General features: G+C 73.0%; 26 protein-coding genes. 6 read left to right on the top strand and 20 right to left on the bottom strand.

Annotation, left to right across the window (positions count from 1 at the left end):
* Positions 1-51 precede the first annotated feature (51 nt).
* Genes IE332_RS13795 through IE332_RS13785 form a run of 3 tightly spaced genes read left to right on the top strand, consistent with a single transcriptional unit; the run spans position 52 to position 1912 of the window.
* Positions 52-363, top strand: a complete 312-nt coding sequence (locus IE332_RS13795; RefSeq protein ID WP_189916087.1) for a hypothetical protein — start codon at positions 52-54, stop codon at positions 361-363.
* Positions 360-686, top strand: a complete 327-nt coding sequence (locus IE332_RS13790) for a hypothetical protein (protein ID WP_189916086.1) — start codon at positions 360-362, stop codon at positions 684-686. Before IE332_RS13795 ends, IE332_RS13790 begins: the two co-directional genes overlap by 4 nt.
* Before the next feature lie 50 nt (positions 687-736).
* Positions 737-1912 (top strand): THUMP-like domain-containing protein, encoded by a 1176-nt coding sequence (locus IE332_RS13785; protein ID WP_189916085.1) that lies wholly within the window; start codon positions 737-739, stop codon positions 1910-1912.
* Positions 1913-1926: 14 nt separating this feature from the next.
* Here the strand turns inward: IE332_RS13785 and IE332_RS13780 are convergent, their stop codons facing one another.
* From IE332_RS13780 to tsaB, 5 genes are read right to left on the bottom strand one after another with little or no spacing between them, the layout of a single operon-like run.
* Positions 1927-2847, bottom strand: a complete 921-nt coding sequence (locus IE332_RS13780; RefSeq protein WP_229928576.1) for a polysaccharide deacetylase family protein — start codon at positions 2845-2847, stop codon at positions 1927-1929.
* A gap of 38 nt (positions 2848-2885) precedes the next feature.
* Positions 2886-3188, bottom strand: coding sequence for a hypothetical protein (locus IE332_RS13775; protein WP_189916084.1), 303 nt, complete (start codon positions 3186-3188; stop codon positions 2886-2888).
* On the bottom strand, positions 3185-4285 hold the full coding sequence (tsaD, locus tag IE332_RS13770) for a tRNA (adenosine(37)-N6)-threonylcarbamoyltransferase complex transferase subunit TsaD (protein WP_189916083.1): 1101 nt from the start codon (positions 4283-4285) through the stop codon (positions 3185-3187). The genes IE332_RS13775 and tsaD overlap by 4 nt, the downstream gene beginning before the upstream one ends.
* Positions 4278-4766 (bottom strand): ribosomal protein S18-alanine N-acetyltransferase, encoded by a 489-nt coding sequence (rimI, locus tag IE332_RS13765; RefSeq protein WP_189916241.1) that lies wholly within the window; start codon positions 4764-4766, stop codon positions 4278-4280. Before rimI ends, tsaD begins: the two co-directional genes overlap by 8 nt.
* Before the next feature lie 23 nt (positions 4767-4789).
* Positions 4790-5464 (bottom strand): tRNA (adenosine(37)-N6)-threonylcarbamoyltransferase complex dimerization subunit type 1 TsaB, encoded by a 675-nt coding sequence (tsaB, locus tag IE332_RS13760; RefSeq protein WP_189916082.1) that lies wholly within the window; start codon positions 5462-5464, stop codon positions 4790-4792.
* 152 nt (positions 5465-5616) lie between these two features.
* Here tsaB and IE332_RS13755 point away from each other — a divergent pair, with 152 nt between their 5' ends.
* Positions 5617-6204 carry a hypothetical protein gene (locus IE332_RS13755; RefSeq protein WP_189916240.1) on the top strand — a complete coding sequence of 196 codons (588 nt, stop codon included), beginning with the start codon at positions 5617-5619 and terminating at the stop codon, positions 6202-6204.
* Between the two features lie 7 nt (positions 6205-6211).
* Here IE332_RS13755 and IE332_RS13750 read toward each other — a convergent pair whose 3' ends face one another.
* From IE332_RS13750 to IE332_RS13730, 5 genes are all read right to left on the bottom strand, one after another.
* Positions 6212-6406, bottom strand: a complete 195-nt coding sequence (locus IE332_RS13750; RefSeq protein WP_189916254.1) for a hypothetical protein — start codon at positions 6404-6406, stop codon at positions 6212-6214.
* 183 nt (positions 6407-6589) lie between these two features.
* A complete protein-coding gene (tsaE, locus tag IE332_RS13745) occupies positions 6590-7087 on the bottom strand; it encodes a tRNA (adenosine(37)-N6)-threonylcarbamoyltransferase complex ATPase subunit type 1 TsaE (RefSeq protein ID WP_189916081.1) in 498 nt (165 codons plus the stop codon).
* Between the two features lie 109 nt (positions 7088-7196).
* On the bottom strand, positions 7197-8489 hold the full coding sequence (locus tag IE332_RS13740) for an alpha/beta fold hydrolase (RefSeq protein ID WP_189916080.1): 1293 nt from the start codon (positions 8487-8489) through the stop codon (positions 7197-7199).
* Complete coding sequence (gene alr, locus IE332_RS13735; RefSeq protein ID WP_189916079.1) at positions 8486-9685, bottom strand: alanine racemase; 1200 nt, start codon at positions 9683-9685, stop codon at positions 8486-8488. The genes IE332_RS13740 and alr overlap by 4 nt, the downstream gene beginning before the upstream one ends.
* Positions 9686-9872: 187 nt before the next feature.
* Entirely contained in the window at positions 9873-11348 is a 1476-nt protein-coding gene (locus IE332_RS13730; protein WP_189916078.1) for an NAD(P)H-hydrate dehydratase, read from the bottom strand.
* A 170-nt stretch (positions 11349-11518) separates the two neighbouring features.
* Between IE332_RS13730 and IE332_RS13725 the strand changes: the two genes are divergently transcribed.
* Positions 11519-12076, top strand: coding sequence for a Uma2 family endonuclease (locus IE332_RS13725; protein ID WP_308437565.1), 558 nt, complete (start codon positions 11519-11521; stop codon positions 12074-12076).
* Positions 12077-12117: 41 nt separating this feature from the next.
* Here the strand turns inward: IE332_RS13725 and glmS are convergent, their stop codons facing one another.
* A complete protein-coding gene (gene glmS, locus IE332_RS13720; RefSeq protein ID WP_189916077.1) occupies positions 12118-13974 on the bottom strand; it encodes a glutamine--fructose-6-phosphate transaminase (isomerizing) in 1857 nt (618 codons plus the stop codon).
* Positions 13975-14073: 99 nt separating this feature from the next.
* Between glmS and coaA the strand changes: the two genes are divergently transcribed.
* A complete protein-coding gene (gene coaA, locus IE332_RS13715) occupies positions 14074-15069 on the top strand; it encodes a type I pantothenate kinase (RefSeq protein ID WP_189916076.1) in 996 nt (331 codons plus the stop codon).
* A gap of 76 nt (positions 15070-15145) precedes the next feature.
* Here the strand turns inward: coaA and glmM are convergent, their stop codons facing one another.
* The 9 genes from glmM to rpsM form a co-directional block, all read right to left on the bottom strand.
* The gene (glmM, locus tag IE332_RS13710) at positions 15146-16510 is read right to left on the bottom strand and encodes a phosphoglucosamine mutase (RefSeq protein WP_189916075.1); all 1365 of its coding nucleotides are present in this window, start codon (positions 16508-16510) and stop codon (positions 15146-15148) included.
* Positions 16511-16678: 168 nt separating this feature from the next.
* Positions 16679-17188: a 30S ribosomal protein S9 gene (gene rpsI / locus IE332_RS13705; RefSeq protein WP_229928575.1), complete on the bottom strand. Its 510-nt coding sequence runs from the start codon at positions 17186-17188 to the stop codon at positions 16679-16681.
* 45 nt (positions 17189-17233) lie between these two features.
* Positions 17234-17677: a 50S ribosomal protein L13 gene (gene rplM, locus IE332_RS13700; RefSeq protein ID WP_030055846.1), complete on the bottom strand. Its 444-nt coding sequence runs from the start codon at positions 17675-17677 to the stop codon at positions 17234-17236.
* A gap of 242 nt (positions 17678-17919) precedes the next feature.
* Complete coding sequence (locus IE332_RS13695) at positions 17920-19578, bottom strand: ABC-F family ATP-binding cassette domain-containing protein (RefSeq protein WP_189916074.1); 1659 nt, start codon at positions 19576-19578, stop codon at positions 17920-17922.
* A 42-nt stretch (positions 19579-19620) separates the two neighbouring features.
* Positions 19621-20577, bottom strand: a complete 957-nt coding sequence (gene truA, locus IE332_RS13690; RefSeq protein ID WP_229928574.1) for a tRNA pseudouridine(38-40) synthase TruA — start codon at positions 20575-20577, stop codon at positions 19621-19623.
* An 82-nt stretch (positions 20578-20659) separates the two neighbouring features.
* Positions 20660-21139, bottom strand: coding sequence for a 50S ribosomal protein L17 (gene rplQ / locus IE332_RS13685; protein WP_189916073.1), 480 nt, complete (start codon positions 21137-21139; stop codon positions 20660-20662).
* Between the two features lie 122 nt (positions 21140-21261).
* Complete coding sequence (locus IE332_RS13680; RefSeq protein ID WP_030232516.1) at positions 21262-22284, bottom strand: DNA-directed RNA polymerase subunit alpha; 1023 nt, start codon at positions 22282-22284, stop codon at positions 21262-21264.
* Between the two features lie 130 nt (positions 22285-22414).
* Positions 22415-22822 carry a 30S ribosomal protein S11 gene (gene rpsK / locus IE332_RS13675; protein ID WP_030232513.1) on the bottom strand — a complete coding sequence of 136 codons (408 nt, stop codon included), beginning with the start codon at positions 22820-22822 and terminating at the stop codon, positions 22415-22417.
* Positions 22823-22894: 72 nt separating this feature from the next.
* Positions 22895-23275, bottom strand: a complete 381-nt coding sequence (rpsM, locus tag IE332_RS13670; RefSeq protein ID WP_189916072.1) for a 30S ribosomal protein S13 — start codon at positions 23273-23275, stop codon at positions 22895-22897.
* Positions 23276-23357 lie beyond the last annotated feature (82 nt).

Raw genomic sequence — 23357 nt, 5'->3', positions numbered from 1 at the left:
TGAGTACCCGTACTCATGTGCGGCTCGCCGCCCGCTCGGCACACTCGTGCCATGACCGACACCCCGACGCGCGTCGGCCCGTCCGACGCGAAGGACGCCGCGCTCGCACTGCTGCTCCTGCCACTGCTGGGCGCCCTCCCGCTGGTCGCCTTCCAGGCCGGCGGCGCGATCGCCGAGGCCGCCGGCTCCGACACCGGGGGCGACTTCCTGTGCGCCGTGCTCTCCGCCGTGGTCATCGGCTGGGGCGCGCCCGTCGCCGTCGCCGTCCGCAGCGGCCGGGACGGCTACCAGTGGCTGCCGCTCTCCGCGCTCGTCGCGCCCTTCGCGCTGCCCGTCCTGCTCTGCCTGGGAGCCCTCCGATGAACGCCACCGGCGTCGGCCCGTCCCGGCTCAAGGACGCGTCCCTCGCGCTGCTGGCGCTGCCCCTGCTGGGCGCCGTGCTCCCGGTCGCCGTGTTCTTCCTCATCGGCAGCTTCGCCAACGGTCCCGGCGCCGGCGACGACGGGAGCGGCTGGGGCTGGGGCGTCCTGGGCGTCGCGGTCATGGCCGCCCCGGTGGTCGCCCTGGTGGCGAGCCTCGTGGTGGTCGTCCGCAGCCGGCGGTCCGGCTACCGGTTCGTCCCGGTCGCCGCCGGGATCGCGCCGTTCGTCCTGCCCGCGCTGTTCTCCTCGGGCGTCCTGTGGTGAGCACGTCCCGGTGGCCGGTCGACTGACCCTCGACCGGCGAGAATGATCCCGTGGACACCGAGAACCTCCAGCCGCTGCTGACGCCCGAGGGCCAGGCCCTGCTCGCCGAGTTGCGCGAGTTCACCCCCGAGGAGGAGCTGGCGCTGGCCACCCGGTTGCGGCGGGAGCACCCGGCGGAGCTGGTGTCGGCGGCCTTCGGGCAGGCGCGGCTGCGGCAGCGGGCCCGGGCGAAGTTCGGGGCGGACGCCGACCTGATGTACTTCACGCCCAACGGGGTCGAGCAGTCCACCCGGCGCAGCGTGGCCGAGTGGCGGGCGCGGCGGTTCGCCGAGCTGGGCGTCCGGCGGCTGGCGGACCTGTGCTGCGGCATCGGCGGGGACGTGCTGGCGCTGGCCCGGGCGGGCATCGAGGTGCTGGCCGTCGACAAGGACCCGGCGGCCTGCGCCGCCACCGCCGCGAACGCCGCCGCGCTGGGCCTGGCCGAGCTGGTCGAGGTGCGCTGCGCGGACGTCGCCGAGGTGGACGTGGCCGGCTACGACGCGGTGTTCACCGACCCGGCCCGGCGGACCTCGCGCGGCCGGGTGTTCGACCCGGAGGCGTACGCCCCGCCGCTGTCCTGGGCGGTCGAGGCGGGCCGGCGGACCCCGATCGGGGCACTGAAGGTCGCCCCTGGCATCCCGCACGAGGCCGTCCCGGAGGACGCCGAGGCCGAGTGGGTCTCCGACCACGGCGACGTCAAGGAGGCGGTGCTCTGGTTCGGCACCAAGGCCGCCCGCCCGCACCGCGCCACGCTGCTGCCGGAGGGCGCCAGCCTGGTCGGCGGCGACCTGCCGGACCCGCCGGCCGGCCCGGTGGGGCGCTACCTGTACGAGCCGGACGGCGCGGTGATCCGGGCCCACCTGGTGGCCGAGGTGGCCGAACGGGTCGGCGGCCGGCTGATCGACCCGAAGATCGCCTACCTGACCTCGGACGAGCTGGTCGCCACCCCGTACGCGCACGCCTTCGAGCTGACCGACGTGCTGCCCTTCCACATCAAGAAGCTGAAGGCGCTGCTGCGTGAGCGGGCGGTCGGCACCGTGGTGATCAAGAAGCGCGGGATGGCGATCACCCCGGAGGAGCTGCGCCGCCAGCTCAAGCCCTCCGGGCCGAACTCCGTCACGGTGATCCTCAGCCGCACCGACCACGGCCCGCTGATGATGCTGGGGCAGCCGGTCCGGGCCTCCTAGCCTCGTAGCGGCGGCTACGAGGCGGGGGCCTGGATGTAGTCCTCCAGCCGGGCCACCGAGAAGCCCTGCTCCTGGATCCGGGCCAGCAAGTCGCCGAACATCTGGGTCATCGTGGCGCCCTTGAGCTCCTTGGGGCCGCGGAAGTGCGCCAGGACGATGTCGCCGGGCTTCAGCTTCTTGTCCGCCGCCTGGTACTGCATGTCGTGGATCTGCATCGACTCGCGCCAGAGCACGATCGCGCGCGGGCCGCACTCCTGCACCGAGGTGTTGAGCGTCGGCGTGTTGGCGCCGTCGCCGAACGGCGGGCGGAACAGCAGCGGGGCGGTGCCGTACTGCTGGGTGAGCGCGGCCTGGTCGTCGCAGATCTCGGCCTTCTGCTTCTCCGGCGACAGCTTGCTCATCACCGGGTGGTCCACGGTGTGGTTGTGGATGTGGTTGCCCAGCGCCTGGAGCGGCTTGAAGTAGCCGTAGTCGTTCTTGACGATGTCCTTCGTCAGGAACATCGAGATCGGCACCTTGAGGTCGGTCAGCATCTCGACGAACTTCGGGTCCTTCTCGGCGCCGTCGTCGATGGTGATGAAGACGACCTTGTCGGTGGTCTTCACCTCGCTGAACACCGGTACCGGGCCGGTCCGTTCGAGCTTGACGGGCTTGTCGGCGGGCGCCGCCGGGGCGGGTGGGAGCGGGGTGAGGTTCCACTTCGCCCAGGCCGCCGCGTTCGCGCCCGCCGGGGCGGTGGCTCCGGGGGTGGCGGCGGCGCTGGTGGGGGCGGCTCCGGTGGGTTTGGGCGCGGCGGGCGCCGCCGTGGTGGCGGCGGGCGCGGCGCCGCCGCCGTTGTCGCCGCACGCGGTGGCGAAGGCCAGCAGGGCCAGCGCCCCCGCCGCGTACGCCCTGGTCCTGCTCAGCCCGTTCCCACTCAGCCCGTACCTGCTCACCGCACCGCGCTCCCGGTTCCCGTCCAGCTTTCTCTCAGCTATGCACGGTAGCGGCCGGGGCGGCGGTTCCCGGCCAGGTCCTGTTCGACGTGCTGGCTGGTGAACGACCACCGGTGCACCGGACGGCCGAGCAGTCCGGCCGGCGGGTCGGCGACGGGCGCCGGCTCGCCGCTCCACCAGGTGATCAGCAGCACCCGCTCGCCCGGGGCGGAGAGCAGTTCGAGGCGTTCCAGCCCGGCCGTGCCGCGCACCGCGGGCAGCACGGACTCCCGTACCCAGGCGGCGAGTTCGGCGCCCCGGCCGTCCGCCGCCCGGGCCTCCCACATCGCGGCGACGGTCATCCGTTGCCGCCGGCGAGGGCGTCGTAGGCCTGGCCGTGGACGTCGCCGTGCCCGGCGGCGGGGACGTGGACGTCGGTCACCGGCAGCGAGGAGTCGGCGGACAGGTCGAAGGCGGAGGGGGCGCGGTCGCGCCACACCATCTCGGCGCCGAGGGCGGCGACCATCGCGCCGTTGTCGGTGCACAGGCCCGGCCGGGGCACCCGGAGCCGGATGCCGGCCCGGTCGCAGCGCTGCTGGGCCATCTCGCGCAGCCGCGAGTTGGCCGCCACGCCGCCGCCGATCATCAGGTGGTCGACGCCGTTGTCCTTGCACGCCTTGACGGCCTTGCGGGTGAGCACGTCGGTGACGGCCTCCTGGAAGGACGCCGCCACGTCGGCGATCGGCACCTCCTCGCCGGCCCGGCGCTTGGCCTCCACCCAGCGGGCGACGGCGGTCTTCAGGCCGGAGAAGGAGAAGTCGTACGCGGGGTCGTTCCGGCCGGAGAGGCCGCGCGGGAAGGCGATCGCCTTGGGGTCGCCGTCGCGGGCCGTGCGGTCGACGACCGGGCCGCCGGGGAAGCCGAGGCCGAGCACCCGGGCGACCTTGTCGAAGGCCTCGCCGGCCGCGTCGTCGATGGTGGCGCCGAGCGGGCGGACGTCGGTGGTGATGTCCTCGCTGAGCAGCAGCGAGGAGTGCCCGCCGGAGACCAGCAGGGCCATCGTCGGCGAGGGCAGCCGGCCGTGCTCCAGCTGGTCGACGCAGATGTGCGAGGCGAGGTGGTTGACCCCGTACAGCGGCTTGTCGAGCGCCCAGGCGTACGCCTTGGCGGCGCTGACGCCGACCAGCAGCGCGCCGGCCAGGCCGGGGCCCGCGGTGACCGCGATGCCGTCGAGGTCACCGGCCTTGATCCCGGCGGTGTCCAGGGCGCGCTGGATGGTCGGGACCATCGCCTCCAGGTGCGCGCGGCTGGCGATCTCCGGGACGACGCCGCCGAAGCGGGCGTGGTCGTTGACGCTGGAGGCGACCGCGTCGGCCAGCAGCGTGGTGCCGCGCACGATGCCGACGCCGGTCTCGTCGCAGGAGGTCTCGATGCCGAGGACGAGCGGTTCGTCAGCCATGGCGGGTGTCCTCAATGTCCTTCGGGTCAGTGCTGTCGGTACTGGGGTGGTCGAGGCGCATCACCAGCGCGTCGACGTTGGCGGGCTGGTAGTAGCCGCGCCGGATGCCCACCGGTTCGAAGCCGTGGCGCTCGTACAGCCGCTGGGCGCGCGGGTTGTCCACCCGCACCTCCAGCAGCAGTTCGGCGCAGCCGCGCCGGGCGGACTCCCGGATCAGGTCGGTGAGCAGTGCCGTGCCGAGGCCGGCGCCCTGGTGGCGCCCGTCGACCGCGATGGTCTGGACGTCGCCCTCGCCGGCGACGGCCATCAGCCCGGCGTAGCCGACGATCGTGCCGTCCGCGGCGGTGGCGACGGTGTAGTGGCGGGTGCCGCCGGCGTGGGCCTCGGCCAGCTCGGACCAGAACATCCCGCTGGACCAGGCGTCCTCGGGGAAGAGCCGCTGCTCCAGCTCCATCACCGGCGCGATGTCCCACCAGCGCATCGGGCGCAGGGTGGTGCCGTCGTTCACGCCGGGAGCACCGCCTTGCCCCCTAGAACAGTCTTGTAGGCCGCGGGGACCTGGGCGTCCGGGCGGCGCAGGTACAGCGGGACGTTCGGCAGCAGCTCGCGCCCGGCGGCCAGCTCGGCGGCGGCGAAGCCGGCCAGGGCGCCGGCCGACACGTGCGCGGGGCCGTCCGCGCCCGGGAAGGCGTCGGGGTAGAGCAGCGCGCCGGCGCCGACGGACCGCGGGTGCGGGGTCAGCTCGGCCGGGCGGTCCACGCCGGGGCCCTCGGTGCGGCGGCCCTCGGCGTCGTAGGAGGCCCAGTAGACCTCCTTGCGGCGCGCGTCGGTGGCCACCGTGAACGGCTGCCCGGCGAGGCCCTCGGCACGGGCCTGGAAGGCGATCGCGTCCAGGGTGCAGACGCCGTGCACCGGCAGCCCGAGGGCGTGGCCGAGCGCGGCGGCGGTCACCAGGCCGACCCGCAGGCCGGTGTACGGGCCCGGGCCGACCCCGACCGCGATGCCGGTGAGCCGGCGCTTGTCCACCCCGGCCGTCCGCAGCACCCCGTCGATCGCGGGCAGCAGCAGTTCGCCGTGGCGCCTGGCGTCGACCTGGTGGGTCTCGGCCAGGACGGCGGTGCCGTCGTGGACGGCGGCGGTGACGGCGGGGGTAGCGGTGTCGAACGCGAGCAGCAGCACGGGTCAAGGTTAGACCGACGTTGGGCCGACCGGCCGACCGGCAGGACGTGCCAACCGGGAACACACATCCGAGGCGCTGCGACCCGGACGGACGGACCTGGCACGATAAGGCAGTACGAAAAGGGACGGCAGCGGGAGCGCACGTGGCGAAGATGGGTCCTGGAGTGGTGGTCACGGGGCTGACCCTGGGGGCCCTGGCGGTGGTGAGCCTGCTGGCCTTCCAGGCCAACGGCGCCCAGGACCGGGCCGGCGTGGCCAAGCCCGCCGTGACCACCGCGGCGGCCGGCACGCCGACCACGGCGGCGCCGAGCGCCTCGGCCACGCCGACCGTCCCGCCGCCGCCGGTCACCACGGGCACCGGCCCGCGGGTGGTCTACTCGGTGAGCAGCCACTACGTCTGGCTGGTCGACCCGAAGAAGACGCCGCAGGTCGCGGCCGCCTTCCAGGTCGCCCCGGGCACGGTCGAGCCGACCCCGGGCAGCTACGCGGTGTACAGCCGTACGCCGACCGGCACCGGCACGGACGGCCGGCAGATCGAGCACGTGGTGCGCTTCGCGCAGCAGAACGGCGTGGTGTTCGGCTTCAGCGCGGCGGTGGACGGCACGACCTCGACCACCGACCCGAAGACCCCGACCGCCGACCCGAAGGCCAAGACCGGCGGCATCCGCAGCGGCCGCGCCGAGGGTCAGCTGCTCTGGGACTTCGCGCCGAAGGACACCAAGGTGGTCGTGGTCGCCTGAGGCGGCCTCACGCGGCCCGGGGCGCCCGCGCCTCGGGCTCCTCGGCCTGCCCGGGCCCGGGTTCGGGCGGGGTGGACACCGCCTCGGCGGCCGCGCAGGCGGCCAGCAGCGCCCGCATCGGCTCCCCCGGAGCGCAGCGGGCGGGCTCTCCGGCCCCGGCGGCGCGCACGGCGCGTTCCGGGGCGGGGGTGGTGCTCGACATGGCGCCTCCCTAGTTAGGCAGACCTAACCGCAGCAACCATCCCACCACGCCCGGTGCCCCGGCCGCAACATCTTGCCGACAGCCTGTCGGCAAGTCTCCGCGACTCGCCGCCGGAACCGGCGGTGGCGTACCCCCGGCCCGACGCCGGCGGTCCCGGGAATTCGAAGACGGGCCCCTGGACCGCTACGCCAGCTCCGCCAGCTCCACGGCCGCCCAGCGCGGGCCGATGCCGGTCAGCACCACCCGGCGCGGGTCCTGGTCGTCCCCGGCGGCGGTGTCGCCCAGGGCACGCTCGATCCGGACCTCCAGCCGGTCCTCGGACAGCCGCTCGACCTTGCCCTCGCCCCACTCGACCACGACCACCGACTCCGGCAGCGAGACGTCCAGGTCGAGGTCCTCCATCTCGTCCAGGTCCCCGCCGAGCCGGTACGCGTCGACGTGCACCAGGGCCGGGCCGCCGACCAGCGAGGGGTGCACCCGGGCGATCACGAAGGTCGGCGAGGTCACCGCGCCGCGGACCTGGAGCCCCTCCCCCAGGCCGCGGGTCAGCGTGGTCTTCCCCGCCCCCAGCTCGCCGGAGAGCAGCACCAGGTCACCCGGCCGAAGCAGCGTGGCCAGCTCCCGGCCGAGCCGGCCCATCCGCTCCGGGGTGGGGACGGTGAGAGTGGCGTGCGAGCCCATGCGCGTGTCTTGCCCTTCGGTCCGTACCGGCGAGCCGACCGCCGGCCGCCACCGCTACCGTGCCACATCGCCGGCCCCGGGTGCGCCGGGCGGGTACCGGGACGGGACGTCAGGCGGGGTCGACGGCGGGTTCGGCGGTGCTGTCCGCGACCGGTTCGGCGGCGGGCCCGCGGGCCAGGTCGAGAACGGCCGGGGGCAGCGGCGCGGCCCCGGCGAAGTCGGCGGCCCGGCGCAGCAGCAACGCCAGCTCGCGGTCGACCAGCTCCGGGCGCTCCAGCATCACCAGGTGCCCGGCGCCCTCGGCCAGCACCAGCTCGGCCCCGGGCAGCCGCTCGGCCATCGCCTCGCTGTGCGCCGAGGGCGTCAGCAGGTCCTTCGTCCCGGCCAGCACCAGCGCCGGCAGGCCGCGCAGCGCGGACAGCGCCTCGTACTTCTCGTGCGCGCCGAAGACCGGGTAGAACTCGGCGACCACGTCGATCGGGGTGGCGTCCAGCAGCTGCTCGGCGAACCGCACCACGCCGGGGTCGACGTCCCGGCCGCCGAAGGAGAACCGCCGGTAGAAGACGGCGGTGACGTCCGAGCCCAGCCGCCTGGTCGCCTCCACCAGGTCGACCTGGCGGCCCAGCAGCTTCACCATCCCGGGCGCGACCTTCTTGAACAGCTTCGCGCCGGCCTTCGGCAGGCCGAGGCTCACCTCGTTCCAGTCACCGGCGAGCGTCCCGATCAGGGCGACCCCGGCGACCCGGTCCCGGAACAGCTCCGGGTGCTGGTCGGCCAGCGCCATCACGGTCATGCCGCCCATCGAGTGGCCCACCAGCACCAGCGGACCGGTCGGCGCGACGGCGTCGATCACCGCCTTGAGGTCACCGCCCAGCTGGTCGATGCCGGCCGGCTCGCCCGCCAGGTACGAGCGGGAGCGCTCGGAGCGGCCGTGGCTGCGCTGGTCCCAGAAGACCAGCCGCATGCCCTCGCGCAGCGCGGCCCGCTGGAAGTGCCAGCTGTCCTGGTTGAGGCAGTAGCCGTGGCAGAACACCACGGTCAGCGGTGCGGTGTGATCCGCCCGCTCGCCTCCGGGGCGGGGTTCGCCGAGGTGCCCGGGCCCGTCCGGGCCCCAGCCGGTGCCGTCCAGCTCCACGTACAGCTCGGTGCCGTCCGGCGCGGCCACCGTCCGCGGGCGCCCGCGCAGCGAGCCGTACGGCGCGCCGGCGTCCAGTTCGGCCCGGGCCCGGCGGCGCATCGCCCGGCCGACGGTCAGCCGCTCGATCGCCACCCCGGCGGCCGCCCCGGCCGCCAGCACGCCGACCGAGATCCCGATCACGCCCGCCCGGCTCACCCCGGAGGCCGCGCCGGCCGCCTTGGCGACCGCCGCGACCGCTCCCTCCCCGGTCGGCGCCTCGGTCATGCCGACGGCACCCCGGTGTGGCTGCCGTCCAGGTAGCGCCGGGGCACCCGGGCACCGATCCGGGTGACGATCTCGTACGAGATGGTGCCGCAGGCCCGGGCCCAGTCCTCGGCGGTCGGCTCACCGCGCTCGCCGTTGCCGAACAGCAGCGCCTCGTCACCGATCCCGGGGGTGTCCCCGCCCAGGTCCACGACGAACTGGTCCATCGCGACCCGGCCGGCCACCGTGCGCCACTTGCCGCCGATCTGCACCGGGCCGGTGCCGCTGCCGTGCCGGGGGACGCCGTCGCCGTAACCGATCGGGACCAGGCCCAGGGTGGTCGGGCCGGGCGTCGTGTAGTGGTGGCCGTAGCTGACCCCGTGCCCGCCGGGGACGTGCTTGACCAGCGCCAGCCGCGCGGACAGCGCCATCACCGGGCGCAGCCCGAAGTCGGCCGGCGAGCCCACCTCGGGCACCGGCGACAGCCCGTACGCGGCCAGGCCGGTGCGGACCAGGTCGAAGTGCGCCTCCGGCAGCAGCAGGGTGGCCGGCGAGTTCGCCAGGTGCCGCACCTCGGGGCGCAGCCCGGCCGACTCGGCCACGGCCAGCGCGGCGCGGTAGGAGTCCAGCTGGGCCCGGATCGACGGGTGGCCGGGCTCGTCGGCGGCCGCGAAGTGCGACCAGACGCCGACCACGGTGAGCAGGCCCTCGGTCTCGGCGCGCCGGGCGGCCGCGACCAGCTGCGGCCAGTCGTGCGGCTGGCAGCCGTTGCGGCCGAGGCCGGTGTCGGCCTTCAGGTGCACGCGTGCCGGGATGCCGGTCTCGCGGACGGCCGGGAGCAGTTCGTCCAGCGCCCACTGGCCGCCGACCGAGATGTCCAGGCCCGCGCGCAGCGCCTCGCGCCACGGCCCGCCGGGCGTCCACAGCCAGCACAGGATGCGGGCCTGCTCCGGGCGGATGCCCGCGGCCCGCAGCGCCAGCGCCTCGTCGGGCGTCGCGCAGCCGAGCCAGCCGATCCCGTTGGCGACCGCTTCCCGGGCACACTCGACCGCGCCGTGGCCATAGGCGTCCGCCTTGACCGCGAGCATCACCGCCGAGCTGCCGACGCGCTCGCGCAGCGCCGCGAGGTTGCCGCGCAGGGCGCCGAGATCGATGGTCGCCTCGGCCCGTACGCCGTCGGTCAGGGTGGCTGTGCCGGTCGTGTTCGCAGTTGTCATCAGGGTCAGTCTCCCAGACGTCCCGGAGTCCTCGCCGAACGGCCCGTCGGCGCGGCGACCGACGGCCGGGGCCCGCCCGCCGTCCGGGCCCGCCGACGGACCGCTCGACGCCTTCTGTTCGGACGCCGCGGCCGGAGTCCACGGTTCCGTTCGGGCGCCGCCACCCGGGCCCCGCGCGGCCGCCGTCCTAAGGTTCCCGGACGGCCCGCCACACCGCCGGCAGCGCCTCCGCCACCGCGAGCGCCGTCACCGGCGCGCCCGGGTCGCCCGCCGCCTCGCGGCCGGCCAGACCGTGCAGGTAGGCGGCCACCGAGGCGGCGTCCAGCGGCGGCAGGCCCGCCGCCAGCAGGGAGCCGGCCAGACCGGCCAGCACGTCGCCGCTGCCGGCGGTGGCCAGCCAGGAGGTGCCGGTGGGGTTCACCCGGACGGCGCCGCCCGGATCGGCGACCACCGTGGTGGAGCCCTTCAGCAGCACGGTCGCGCGGTAGGCGGCCGCGAGCCGGCGGGCGGTGGCCAGCCGGGCGGCGGCCAGGTCGTCGGCGGCCGGCGGCGGGGTGCCCTCGGCGCCGGCGAGCAGCCGGGCGGCCTCGCCGGTGTGCGGGGTGAGCAGGGTGGGCGCGGTGCGGCCGGCCAGCGCGTCCGGGCCGAGCCGGCCCAGCTCGGTCAGCCCGTCCGCGTCCACCAGCACCGGGACGTCGCTCGCCAGCGCCTCGGCCAGCGCCTGCCGCGCCCCCTCGCCGCCGCCCGGCCCGACCACCCAGGCCTGCACCCGCCCGGCCCCGGCCGGCCCGCCCTCGGTGACCAGCGTCTCCGGGAAGCGCCGCACCACCTCCTCGGCCGCGGCGCCCACGTACCGGACGGCGCCCGCGCCACCGCGCAGCGCCCCGGCGACCGCCAGCAGCGCCGCCCCCGGGTACGTCGCCGAGCCGGCCGCCACCCCGACCACGCCGCGCCGGTACTTGTCGCTCTCCGCGCCGGGCACCGGCAGCAGCGCCGCCACGTCCGCGTGCTGGAGGGCCGTCACGTCCGCCTCCGGCAGCTCCAGCCCGATGCCGACCAGCTGCACGGCGCCCGCGTACGAGGCCCCCGGGTCGACCAGCAGCCCGGGCTTGTACGTGCCGAAGCAGACCGTGACGTCCGCGCGCAGCGCCGCGCCCGGCACCTCGCCGGTGTCGGCGTCCACGCCGCTGGGCAGGTCCACCGCGACCACCACGCCGCGCCGCGCCGCCCGCGCGTACGGCTCCGCCGCGGGGCGCAGCCCGCCCCGGCCACCGATGCCGACGATCCCGTCCAGCACCAGGTCCGCGCACGAGAAGTCGGCCAGTCCGACGTCCTGCTCCGCCGTCACCCGTCCGCCGGACGCCCGCAGCGCGGCCAGCCCGCCCCGGTGCGCCCGCTCCGGTGCCAGCAGCACCGCCGTCACCCGGGCCCCGCGCCGGGCCAGCGCGGCCCCGGCGTACAGGGCGTCACCCCCGTTGTCCCCACTGCCCGCCAGCACCACCACCCGACTGCCGTACACCCGCCCCCGACGCCGGGTCAGCAACCGGGCGCACGTCACCGCCAGCCCGGCGGCCGCCCGCTGCATCAGCGTGCCCTCCGGCAGCCGCGCCATCAGCGCGCCCTCGGCGGCCCGAACGGTTTCCACAGGGTGTGCATGACGCATGGCGGGCTCCTCCGGCCGTCGACGTACCGACGACGCTAGCCCGCGTCACCGCCCCACGGGACCCGGCCCTGCGGCACACTTTCGAGTGACACCCACTTCGATCCCCCACCGGCTCCGGTCCGTACGCCTACTTTGTCGCTCGGCACAGACCAGCAGGAGGGAGAAGGGCCATGGTCGCCATGCCGGCAGTCGAGCACCCGCTGGGCGAGGACAGCCTCCTCCAGGCGTTTCTGAAGCTGGACACCCCGCTGGGCAGCAAGGCCGAATTCATCGAAGGAGCGATCGTCGTGACACCGCCACCAGACGGACAGCACGAGGGCGCGGTCTCGAAGCTCGCCAAGCAATTCTTCCGGAGCGCCGCGATCGATCTGGACATCGCCGGTGTCAAGGGCTTGATCACACCGAAGGGTCGGTTCATCCCCGATGGCACGGTCGTCCCAGCCGACCACTTCGACCATCTGGATTCCTGGGCCCCGACGGAGGGCGTCCTACTCGTCTTCGAGGTCACCTCGATCGACCCGCACAAGGACCGCGAGCCCAAGCGCAGGGGCTACGCCGCAGCGGGAATCCCCTGTTACCTGCTGATCGATCGCACCGACGGAATGATCACCCTGTTCACCAACCCCCAGGGCGAGGACTACGTCACTCAAACCAGGGTCGAGTTCGGTAAGCCGATCGACCTCCCCGCCCCGTTCTCCTTCACGCTCGACACGGCGCCCCTGCGGTAGGACGCAGCCACCGCAGGGACGCCGTGCCGGACGGCGAGCGACTACTCGACGGTGACCGACTTCGCCAGGTTGCGCGGCTGGTCGACCTCGTGGCCCTTGGCCGTGGCCAGCTCGCAGGCGAAGACCTGCAGCGGGACGGTGGAGACCAGCGGCTGGAGCAGGGTCGGGGTGACCGGGATGCGGATCAGGTGGTCCGCGTACGGCGCGACGGTCTCGTCGCCCTCCTCCGCGATGACGATCGTGCGGGCACCGCGGGCCCGGATCTCCTGGATGTTGGAGACGATCTTGTCGTGCAGGATCGACCGGCCGCGCGGCGAGGGCACGACCACCACGACCGGCAGCCCCTCCTCGATCAGCGCGATCGGGCCGTGCTTGAGCTCGCCCGCCGCGAAGCCCTCGGCGTGCATGTACGCCAGCTCCTTGAGCTTGAGCGCGCCCTCCAGGGCCACCGGGAAGCCGACGTGACGGCCGAGGAACAGCACCGAGCGGGCGTCGGCCAGCGAGCGGGCCAGCTCGCGCACCGGCTCCATGGTCTCCAGGACCTGCTCCAGCTGCTTGGGCGCGTCGCCGAGCTCCTTGATGACGGCGAAGATCTCGTCGCCCCACTTGGTGCCGCGCACCTGGCCCAGGTAGAGGGCGACCAGGTAGCAGGCGACCAGCTGGGTCAGGAACGCCTTGGTGGAGGCGACCGCGACCTCGGGGCCGGCGTGCGTGTACAGCACGGCGTCCGACTCGCGCGGGATGGTGGAGCCGTTGGTGTTGCAGATCGCCAGCACCTTGGCGCCCTGCTCGCGGGCGTGCCGCAGGGCCATCAGGGTGTCCATGGTCTCGCCGGACTGCGAGATGGCGATGACCAGCGTGCCCGGGCCCATGATCGGGTCGCGGTAGCGGAACTCCGAGGCGACCTCGACCTCGCAGGGGATGCGGGTCCAGTGCTCGATCGCGTACTTGGCGATCATGCCCGCGTGGAACGCGGTGCCGCAGGCGACGATGACGACCTTGTCGACCGACCGCAGGTCGGCGTCGGAGATCCGCAGCTCGTCGAGGGTGAGCCGGCCGTCGGTGCCGATCCGGCCGAGGAGGGTGTCGGCGACGGCCTTCGGCTGCTCGGCGATCTCCTTGAGCATGAAGTAGTCGTAGCCGCCCTTCTCGGCGGCGGAGGCGTCCCAGTCGACGTGGTACTCGCGCACGTCGGCCGGGGTGCCGTCGAAGTTGGTAACGGTCACGCCCTCCCGGCGCAGCTCGACGACCTGGTCCTGGCCCAGCTCGATCGCCTCGCGGGTGTGCGCGATGAAGGCGGCGACGTCCGAGGCGAGGAAGTTCTCGCCCTCACCGCGGCCGACGACCAGCGGCGAGTTGCGACGGGCGCCCACGACGACGTCCGGGGCGTCGGCGTGCACCGCGACGAGGGTGAAGGCGCCCTCCAGCTGACGGCACACCACGCGCATGGCCTCGGCGAGGTCGCCCTGGTAGGCCTCGCCCAGCAGGTGGGCGACGACCTCGGTGTCGGTCTCGGACCGGAGGGTGTGGCCGCGCTCGGCGATCTCGGCGCGCAGCTGGGCGAAGTTCTCGATGATGCCGTTGTGCACCACGGCGACACGCTGGTCGTCGTCCAGGTGCGGGTGGGCGTTGGCGTCCGTCGGGCCGCCGTGGGTGGCCCAGCGCGTGTGGCCGATGCCGGTGGTGCCGCCGGGCAGAGGGTTCTCGGCGAGCGACTTCTGGAGGTTGGCGAGCTTCCCGGCCCGCTTGTCCGTGGACAGGCTCCACTGCCCGTCCGAGTCCTGAACCTGCACCGCGACACCGGCCGAGTCGTAACCCCGGTACTCCAGGCGCTGCAGGCCTGCGATTACTACGTCGAGGGCGGACTGCGCGCCCACGTATCCAACAATTCCGCACATGCGTGCCAGCATAAGGGCGGTTCTGTGGCCGTATTCCCCCCTCCCGCGAACGCTGCGTGACCGACACCACAACCACCGTGAACGCCGCTACGGCTCACAATGGAGCATGTGCTGACCGAACTCTGTACGCGGGGCGCCGCCACGCCCGGCCCGTCACCGTCCCCCTACGTTGACCTCAGCCGGGCCGAGTGGAGCGCGCTGCGCGAGCGTACGCCGCTGCCGCTGACGGCCGAGGAGGTCGAGCGGCTGCGCGGCCTCGGCACCGCCCTCGACCTCGACGAGGTCCGTGACGTCTACCTGCCGCTGTCCCGGCTGCTGAACCTGTACATCCACGCCACGCACGAGCTGCGCGGCACCCTGGGCACCTTCCTGGACACCCCGGACACCGAGCGCACCCGGACCCCGTTCATCATCGGCGTGGCCGGCTCCGTGGCCGTCGGCAAGTCCACCACCGCGCGCCTCCTCCAGGCGCTGCTCGCCCGCTGGCCGGAGCACCCCCGGGTCGAACTGGTCACCACCGACGGCTTCCTGCTCCCCAACGCCGAGCTGCGCCGCCGCGGCCTGATGGCCCGCAAGGGCTTCCCCGAGTCGTACGACCGCCGGGCGCTGATGCGCTTCGTCGCGGACGTGAAGGCGGGCAAGGAGAGCGTCAGCGCGCCGGTCTACTCGCACCTGGTGTACGACATCGTGCCGGACCAGCGGCTGACCGTGGAGCGCCCGGACATCCTGATCGTCGAGGGCCTGAACGTGCTCCAGCCGGCCCTGCCCGGCAGCGACGGCCGCACCCGCCTCGCGGTGGCCGACTACTTCGACTTCTCGATCTACGTCGACGCCCGTACCGACGACATCGAGCACTGGTACCTGGACCGGTTCCGCAAGCTGCGGCAAACCGCCTTCCAGGACCCGAACTCCTACTTCCGCCGCTTCACCGAGGTGCCGGAGGAGGAGGCGATGGAGTACGGCCGACAGGTCTGGCGCACCATCAACAAGCCCAACCTGCTGGAGAACGTGCTGCCGACCCGCGGCCGGGCCACCCTGATCCTGCAGAAGGGCGCGGACCACAAGGTCCGCCGGGCGCTGCTGCGCAAGCTCTGAACCACGACGTGACGAAGGCCCCCGCCGAGCTCGGCGGGGGCCTTCGTCACACGGTGGGCGGCGCGCCCGGCCGGCCTCAGCCCAGGTGGGTGCTGACGGCCTCGGCGAGCTTGCGCGCGACCGCGTCGGCCTGCGCCGCGTCGGCGGCCTCGACCATCACCCGGACCAGCGGCTCGGTGCCCGACGGGCGCAGCAGCACCCGGCCGGTGGAGCCCAGTTCGGCCTCGGCCCCGGCGACGGCCGCGGCCAGCTCGGTGCTGGTCCTCACCCGGGACTTGTCGACGCCCTTGACGTTGATCAGGACCTGCGGCAGCCGGGTCATCACGGCGGCCAGGTCGGCCAGCGGCTGCTTGGTGGCGGCCAGCCGGGCGCCCAGCATCAGGCCGGTCAGGGTGCCGTCGCCGGTGGTGGCGTGGTCCAGCAGGATGACGTGGCCGGACTGCTCACCGCCCAGGGCGAAGCCGTGCTCCTTCATGGCCTCCAGCACGTAGCGGTCGCCGACGGCGGTCTCCACCAGCTCGATGCCCTCGCGCTCCATCGCCAGCTTGAAGCCGAGGTTGGACATCACGGTGGCCACCGCGGTGTTGCCGCGCAGGGTGCCGGCCTCCTTCATGGCGACCGCGAGGATGGCGATGATCTGGTCGCCGTCGACCTCGTCGCCGTCGGCGTCGGCGGCCAGGCAGCGGTCGGCGTCGCCGTCCAGGGCGATGCCGAGGTCGGCCTTGTACTCCTTCATCGCGGTGCGCAGCCGGTCCAGGTGGGTGGAGCCGACGCCGTCGTTGATGTTGAGGCCGGTGGGCTCGGCCCCCAGGGTGTGGACGACCTCGGCGCCGGCCCGGGCGAAGGCCTCGGGGGCGACGTAGGCGGCCGCGCCGTGGGCGCCGTCGATGACGACCTTGACGCCGTCCAGGCGGTTGGGCAGCACGCCGATCAGGTGGGCGACGTACTTGTCGAAGCCCTCGGTGTACTCGCGGACGCGGCCGACGGCGGCGCCGGTCGGGCGCTTCCAGTCCTCCTCGCCGAGCGTGTGCTTGCGGTAGTGGGACTCGATCGCGTCCTCGATGCGGTCGTCCAGCTTGTGGCCGCCGCGGGCGAGGAACTTGATGCCGTTGTCCGGCATGGCGTTGTGGCTGGCGGACAGCATCACGCCGAAGTCGGCGCCGAGCGCGCCGGTGAGGTACGCCACGGCCGGGGTGGGCAGGACGCCGACCCGCAGGACGTCGACTCCGGCACTCGCCAGACCGGCGATGACGGCGGCCTCCAGGAACTCGCCCGAGGCACGCGGGTCGCGGCCGACCACCGCGACCGGCCGGTGGCCCTCGAAGGCGCCGGCCTCGCCGAGCACGTGCGCCGCCGCGACGGACAGCCCGAGCGCGAGCTCCGCCGTCAGTCCTTCGTTGGCCACCCCGCGTACGCCGTCCGTACCGAAGAGTCGTCCCACTGTCCCGTCCTCCATCACACCACTGCTCGGAACCCAACCGAAGAGCCCCGACCGCCGCACAGTAGCCGGGGAACACGTCGCCCCGGAGTACACGTGGTACTCCGGGGCGACGGTTTCGCACAACCAGGGGATGCGCCGCCAGGGCGGACCGCACCCCCTGGGACGCGATTAGCGCTTGCTGTACTGCGGCGCCTTGCGGGCCTTCTTGAGACCGGCCTTCTTGCGCTCGACGGCGCGGGCGTCACGGGTCAGGAAGCCGGCCTTCTTCAGCGCGCCGCGGTTGTTGTCCACGTCGGCCTCGTTCAGGGCACGGGCGACGCCGAGGCGCAGCGCGTAGGCCTGGCCGGACACGCCGCCACCGCTGATGCGGGCGACGACGTCGTAACGACCGTCCAGCTCGAGGAGCTTGAAGGGCTCGTTCACGGTCTGCTGGTGCACCTTGTTGGGGAAGTAACCCTCGAGGGTGCGACCGTTGATCTTCCACTGGCCGGTGCCGGGGACGATGCGCACGCGGGCGATCGCCTCCTTGCGACGGCCCAGGCCGGCGCCCGGGGTGGCCTCGCCGAAGCGGCCGGCCAGGGACTCGGAGGTGTAGCTCTCCTCGGAGGTGTACTCGCCCTCGACGGCCTCAACGGCCTCGTCGAAGTCGACCTCAAGGGTTTCAGTGGTCTCGGCCACGGTGTTCCTCAGCTCTTTTCAGTGTTGGGGGGCTTGGTGGCCGAATTACTGCGCGACCTGGGTGATCTCGAACGGCACCGGCTGCTGGGCAGCGTGGGGGTGCTGGTCGCCCGAGTAGACCTTCAGCTTGGAGAGCATCTGACGGCCCAGGCTGTTCTTGGGGATCATGCCCTTGATGGCCTTCTCGACGGCCTTCTCCGGGTTGTTCGCCAGCAGGTCGTCGTAGCGCACCGAGCGCAGACCGCCCGGGAAGCCCGAGTGGCGGTAGGCCAGCTTCTGGGTCTTCTTGTTACCGGACAGGTGCACCTTGTCGGCGTTGATGATGATGACGAAGTCACCAGTGTCAACGTGCGGCGCGTAGATCGCCTTGTGCTTGCCCCGGAGGAGGTTGGCGGCCTGGGAAGCCAGGCGGCCGAGCACGACGTCGGTCGCGTCGATGACGTGCCACTGACGCTGGACGTCGCCGGGCTTGGGGCTGTACGTACGCACGGTCGTAGCCTTCGCTTTTCAGTGAGTGAGTCCTGACAGGAGCACCGGGACGGAAGAGCAGCCTGATCAGCCTTGGACGCAATTCAAGGATGACCGCTGGTCGACGACCTGATGTCTCCGGCGTACCGACCTCTCACGTGAGATAGAGCGAGCCAATACGCACATCAAGCGTCCAGGTTACCGGCAGGGCCCGGGTCGGTCAAAAATGCCCGGGCGTCCACCATCGGCGGCCCGCCCGCCGCTCACCGTTCGCGGTCCACCCGGGTCACGTCCCAGACCGGCTCGGCGGACTCAAACACCCGGCCGTCCGCCCCGAACACCAGGAAGCGGTCGAAGGTCTTGGCGAACCAGCGGTCGTGGGTGACGCAGAGCACGGTGCCCTCGAAGGCCTCCAGCCCGGCCTGCAGCGCCTCGGCGCTCTCCAGGTCCAGGTTGTCGGTCGGCTCGTCGAGCAACAGGGCCGTCACACCGGAGAGTTCGAGCTTGAGGATCATCAGCCGGGCCTGCTGCCCACCGGACAGCGACTCGAACTTCTGCTCCTCCTGGCGGTCCAGCTCGTACCGCCGCAGCGCGCCCATCGCGGCGCCTCGGCTGAGCGCGTGCTCCTCCTCGACGATCGAGCGGACGGTACGGCCGAACAGCTCCGGGTGGGCGTGGGTCTGCCGGAAGTGGCCGGGCACGACCCGGGCGCCCAGCTTCCAGTCGCCGCTGTGCGCGACCGTCTCGTCGCCGGCCAGCAGCCGCAGGAGGTGCGACTTGCCGGCGCCGTTCGCGCCCAGCACACCGACCCGCTCGCCGTAGAAGACCTCCAGGTCGAAGGGCTGCATCAGCCCGGTGAGCTCCAGCCGCTCCATGGTGAAGGCGCGCACGCCGGTGCGCCCGCCCTTGAGCCGCATGGTGATGCTCTGCTCGCGCGGCGGGGCCTCCGGCGGGCCGGCGTCCTCGAACTTCTTCAGCCTGGTCTGGGCGGCGGAGTAGCGGGAGGCCATGTCGTGGCTGACGGACGCGGCCTGGCGCAGGTTGACGACCAGCTTCTTGAGCTTGGCGTGCTCCTCGTCCCAGCGGCGGCGCAGCTCCTCGAAGCGCTCGAAGCGGGCCTTGCGGGCCTCGTGGAAGGTGTCGAAGCCGCCGCCGTGCACCCAGACGCTGCTGCCGGCCGCGCCGGTCTCCACGCTGATGATCTTGTCGGCGGTGCGGGAGAGCAGCTCGCGGTCGTGCGAGATGAACAGGACGGTCTTCGAGGTGGCCTTGATGGCCTCCTCCAGCCAGAGCTTGGCCGGGACGTCCAGGTAGTTGTCGGGCTCGTCGAGGAGCAGCACCTCCTCCGGCCCGCGCAGCAGCGCCTCCAGCACGAGCCGCTTCTGCTCGCCGCCGGAGAGGGTGTTCAGGCCGCGCCACTGGGCCTTGTCGAAGGGCATGCCGAGGGCCGCCATGGTGCAGACGTCCCAGTCGGTCTCGTAGTCGTAGCCGCCGACGTCGGCCCAGTCGGAGAGCGACTGGGCGTAGGCCATCTGCGTCTTCTCGTCGTCCTGGGCGATCATCGCCAGCTCGGCGGCGTCCACCGCGCGGGCGGCCACCGCGATCCGCGCGGGGGCGACCGAGACCAGCAGGTCGCGCACGGAGGCGTCGGCCGGCAGCGCGCCGGGGGTGGACTCCTGGTCCTCCCGGCCGGTGGTGCCGACGAACTGGCGCATCACCCCGAGCCCGCCGCTGATCGTCACCGAGCCGCCGTGCGGCTGGATGTCCCCGGCGATCATCCGCAGCAGGGTGGTCTTGCCGGCGCCGTTCGCGCCGACCAGCGCGACCGCGGCGCCCTCGCCGACCCGGAAGGACGCGTCGTCGAACAGCACCCGTCCGTCGGGCAGGTAGTACTCAAGGTGCGAAATCTCGACGTGTCCCATGGGAGCGATTGTCCCAAGCCGACGCGCAGGGCCAAAACCGATTTAGGATGCGGCCTCCGGCTCCCCCGACCCGGCGCCGGGCTCCCCCCGGGACACGGCCGGTTGGCCCGGAAGGGTGCGCATCCGGCGGGCCGCCCGGTTCCGCTCGGCCAGCTGGTCGTCCGGCGGGTAGCCGACCTCCTCCAGCGTCAGCCCGTACGGCCGGATCACGTTGACGGCGGAGTTGCGCACCCCGCCGGCCAGCACCTCGCCGGGGAACTCCACCGGCCGGTGCCCGTCGCCGACCAGCAGCATCGCGCCGACCAGCGCCCGGACCATGTTGTGGCAGAAGGCGTCGGCCCGGACGGTGGCGACCGCCAGCGAGCCCTCCTGGGCCGCGTAGGAGTCCACCGGGACGCGGTCCCAGTGCAGCTCCAGCAGGGTGCGGATGGTCGTCGCGCCCTCGCGCTTCTTGCAGTACGCGGCGAAGTCGTGCTCGCCGAGCAGCAGCTTCGCCGCCTCGTTCATCCGGTCGACGTCCAGCGGCCGGTCGTGCCAGAGCACGTGGCCGCGCAGCAGCGGGTCCACCCCGCCCGGGTGGTCGGCGACCCGGTACGCGTACCGGCGCCAGACCGCCGAGAAGCGGGCGTCGAACCCGGCCGGCGCCTCGCCGACCCGGTAGATCCGGACGTCCCCGGGGAGCCGGCCGGCCAGCCGGCGCAGCAGCTTCTCCCGGTGCGCCTCCCACAGCTCGGCCGGCAGGTCGACGTGCGCGACCTGGCCGCGGGCGTGCACCCCGGCGTCGGTGCGGCCGGCCACGGTCAGCGGGAACAGCTCGGGGCTGCGGGTGACGATCTGCAGCGCGGTCTCAATCTCCTCCTGGACCGTCCGCCGGCCGCCCTTCTGCCGGGCCCAGCCGGAGAACTCGGCGCCCTGGTAGGCGAGGTCGAGCCGGACCCGGACGTACCCGTCGGCCGGGCCGTCCTTCACCGGCGGCTGCTCGGCGCAATCGTTGACCACTGCTTCTCACATCTCCCGGGGATGAGGAACGGGCCCGCTCCCCCACCAGTGGGGAAACGGGCCCGCGGAACACCTAGAGGCGTCAGGCCTGCTCGGCGGCCTCGGCCTCGTCGGCCTTGGTCTCGACGGCGGCGGCCTCGTCGGCCTCCTTGACGGCGCGCTTGGTGGCGGCCTCGGCCTCGCCGACGGCGTTCTGCGCGACGGTGAGCGCCTCGACCAGCTCGATCACGGCCATCGGGGCGTTGTCGCCACGACGGGGACCGATCTTGGTGATACGGGTGTAACCACCCGGGCGGTTCTCGTAGCGCGGCGCGATCTCGGTGAAGAGGGTGTGCAGCACCGACACGTCGGTGATGGTCTTGCGCACCAGGCGACGGTTGTGGATGTCGCCCTTCTTCGCCTTGGTGATCAGCTTCTCCGCCAGCGGGCGCATCCGACGGGCCTTGGCCTCGGTCGTGGTGATGCGGCCGTACTGGAAGAGCTCGCGGCAGAGGCCGGCGAGCAGCAGCGGCTCGTGGTGGGGGCCACCGCCGAGGCGGGCACCCTTCGCGGGACGGGGCATGGTAGCTCCTTAAATCTCCGACTCCGGCCGTATCAGGTACCGGAGCGGGCGCCTGTGCACTGTGCCCAGGCGGCTTTCTTTCATCGAACAGGGGGCGACCCGAGGGCCGCCCCCGTCCAAACTCAGTACTGCTCGGTCTCCGCGTAACCCGCGTCGTCCAGGTCGTCGGCGCCGAAGGCGTCGGCGGCGGCGGTCGGGTCGAACCCGGGCGGGCTGTCCTTGAGGGCCAGGCCCATGCCGGCCAGCTTCGCCTTGACCTCGTCGATCGACTTCGCACCGAAGTTGCGGATGTCGAGCAGGTCGGCCTCGGAGCGGGCGACGAGCTCACCCACGGTGTGGATGCCCTCGCGCTTGAGGCAGTTGTACGACCGAACGGTGAGCTCCAGCTCCTCGATCGGCAGCGCCAGGTCGGCGGCCAGGGCGGCGTCCGTCGGGGACGGGCCCATGTCGATGCCCTCGGCGTCGATGTTCAGCTCGCGGGCGAGACCGAACAGCTCCACCAGGGTCTTGCCGGCCGAGGCCATGGCGTCACGCGGGCGCATGGCGGGCTTGGTCTCGACGTCGACGATCAGCTTGTCGAAGTCGGTCCGCTGCTCGACACGGGTGGCCTCGACCTTGTAGGTGACCTTCAGCACGGGGCTGTAGATCGAGTCGACCGGGATGCGGCCGATCTCCTGGCCGGAGGCCTTGTTCTGGACGGCGGAGACGTAGCCGCGACCGCGCTCGACGGTCAGCTCCATCTCCAGCTTGCCCTTGCCGTTCAGCGTGGCGAGGACCAGCTCCGGGTTGTGCACCTCGACACCCGCCGGCGGGGCGATGTCGGCGGCGGTGACGACACCCGGGCCCTGCTTGCGCAGGTACATCACGACCGGCTCGTCGTGCTCCGAGGAGACGACCAGCTGCTTGATGTTGAGGATGAGGTCGGTCACGTCCTCCTTGACGCCCGGCACGGTGGTGAACTCGTGCAGGACGCCGTCGACGCGGATGCTGGTGACAGCGGCACCCGGGATCGACGACAGGAGCGTGCGGCGCAGGGAGTTGCCGAGGGTGTAGCCGAAGCCCGGCTCCAGCGGCTCGATCACGAACCGCGAGCGGAACTCGTCGACGACCTCTTCGGTCAGCGAGGGGCGCTGAGCGATAAGCATGGGGGATGTTCCTCCAGTTGTCTTCGGCACCCACTATTTGATGCCGACAGGACCAAGCGTACGGGCTCCCGCAAAAAACGGGAGCCCGTACGAGGTTTAAAGCAAACCCAGCGTGCCCGAAGGCGCTACGTCAGACGCGGCGGCGCTTCGGCGGACGGCAGCCGTTGTGCGGGGTGGGGGTGACGTCCTGGATCGAGCCGACCTCCAGGCCGGTGGCCTGGAGCGAACGGATCGCGGTCTCGCGGCCGGAGCCCGGACCCTTCACGAAGACGTCAACCTTGCGCATGCCGTGCTCCTGCGCGCGACGGGCAGCGGCCTCGGCGGCCATCTGCGCGGCGAACGGGGTGGACTTGCGCGAGCCCTTGAAGCCGACGTGGCCGGCGGAGGCCCAGGAGATCACGTTGCCCGCGGGGTCGGTGATCGAAACGATGGTGTTGTTGAACGTGCTCTTGATGTGCGCGTGGCCGTGAGCGACGTTCTTCTTTTCCTTGCGGCGGATCTTCTTCGCGCCGGCAGCCTGACGACCCTTGGGGGGCATAAGTCTGTTCTCCTACTGAGGTGGTCGGTCCGCTGACCCGCGGGCCGGAGGGATGTCCGGTTACGGGACGGACTACTTCTTGCCCGGCTTCTTCTTGCCGGCGATCGCGCGACGCGGGCCCTTGCGGGTACGCGCGTTGGTGTGGGTGCGCTGGCCGCGGACCGGCAGGCCACGGCGGTGACGCAGACCCTCGTAGCAGCCGATCTCGACCTTGCGGCGGATGTCGGCGGCCACCTCACGGCGGAGGTCACCCTCGACCGTGTAGTTCGAGTCGATGTACTGGCTCAGCTTGACCAGGTCTTCCTCGGTGATGTCGCGAACGCGGACATCCGGGTTGACGCCGGTCTCGGCGAGGGTCTGCTGGGCGCGGGTACGGCCGATGCCGTACACGTACGTAAGGGCGATCTCGATCCGCTTCTCACGGGGGAGATCAACGCCGGCGAGGCGTGCCATTCAAGGCTCCTGTGCTTTTTCAGAGGTCTTGCGTGCTACCTACTCCGACACCTCACGGTGAGGGAGCCCCGGCCTCTGACCG

The sequence above is a fragment of the Kitasatospora xanthocidica genome (assembly GCF_014656195.1).
GTDB lineage: Bacteria > Actinomycetota > Actinomycetes > Streptomycetales > Streptomycetaceae > Kitasatospora > Kitasatospora xanthocidica.
The sequence above is the reverse complement of the archived record's forward strand: the minus strand, read 5'-3'. Positions and strand labels throughout refer to the sequence as shown.